The following is a 1002-nucleotide window of genomic DNA, read 5'->3' as shown; positions in this document are numbered from 1 at the left end:
TATTTTTCTCTGCCCCATCTACATTTGTAAATGCTGCACAGTGTACAATTACATCTGGCTTTAACCTATCAAGATAAGAGCTAACTTTTATTTTATTTGTAATATCTAACGTGGTTCGATTCACACCATATAGCTCATGATGTGTTCTGCTGAGTACTTGCATTAAAGTTTGTCCTAGTTGTCCATCTACTCCCGTTATCAGTATCTTCATTTTAAAATTCCTCGTTTAACTTATGTAATTTTTAGTTAATAAAATTCATTCCCACCAAGTAGGGTTATCTATATACCACTTAATTGTTTGAGTGAGTCCAGCATCAAATAGATAGTTTGGTTTCCAACCTAATTCTTCTTTCAGCTTAGTAGCATCCATGGCGTAACGTCGATCATGTCCTAAGCGATCTGAGATAAATGTAATTTGCGATTGATCTTTATTTAGGAATTTGATTATTTTTTGTACAATATCTAGATTTGTATATTCATTATCTCCTCCGATGTTATAAATGTGCCCATCTGCTCCACCATGAAGAACTAAATCAATAGCTACACAGTGATCCTCTACATGAAGCCAATCTCTTATATGTAATCCATCACCGTATAGAGGAATATCTTTATTATTTAACGCATGAGTTATTGTTAATGGTATTAATTTTTCCGTGAACTGATAGGGACCATAATTATTGGAACAACGAGTTATATTCATAGGTAAACCGAATGTCTCATGATACGCTCGTACCATTAAGTCCGCACTAGCTTTACTTGCACTATAAGGACTATTAGGAGCTATTATTGAATGCTCTGTAAACGCACCTGTTTGAGATAATGTTCCATATACTTCATCTGTAGAAATTTGTACAAACTTTTTCACTTTTGTTTTATATGCTGATTGTAATAAGGCTTGTGTACCTAATATGTTAGTTTGAACAAAGATATGGGGATTTTTAATACTTCTATCAACGTGAGATTCTGCTGCAAAATTTAATACATAATCAAATTTCTCTTTTT

At 33.0% G+C, this 1002-nt stretch carries 2 protein-coding genes; both read right to left on the bottom strand.

Features of this window, described 5'->3' with window-relative positions; genetic code table 11:
• Positions 1-211: sugar nucleotide-binding protein (locus ACQGS6_RS29270; protein ID WP_426966095.1), on the bottom strand; the 211-nt coding region annotated here is incomplete at its 3' end.
• A gap of 45 nt (positions 212-256) precedes the next feature.
• Positions 257-1002, bottom strand: a 746-nt coding sequence (gene rfbB, locus ACQGS6_RS29265) for a dTDP-glucose 4,6-dehydratase (RefSeq protein WP_426966094.1), incomplete at its 5' end; no start/stop codon positions are given.

Source organism: Bacillus sp. GMs2/2, from assembly GCF_050172095.1.
Lineage (GTDB): Bacteria > Bacillota > Bacilli > Bacillales > Bacillaceae_G > Bacillus_A > Bacillus_A cereus.
Note: the sequence above shows the minus strand (reverse complement) of the source record. Positions and strands in the feature narration are given on the sequence as shown.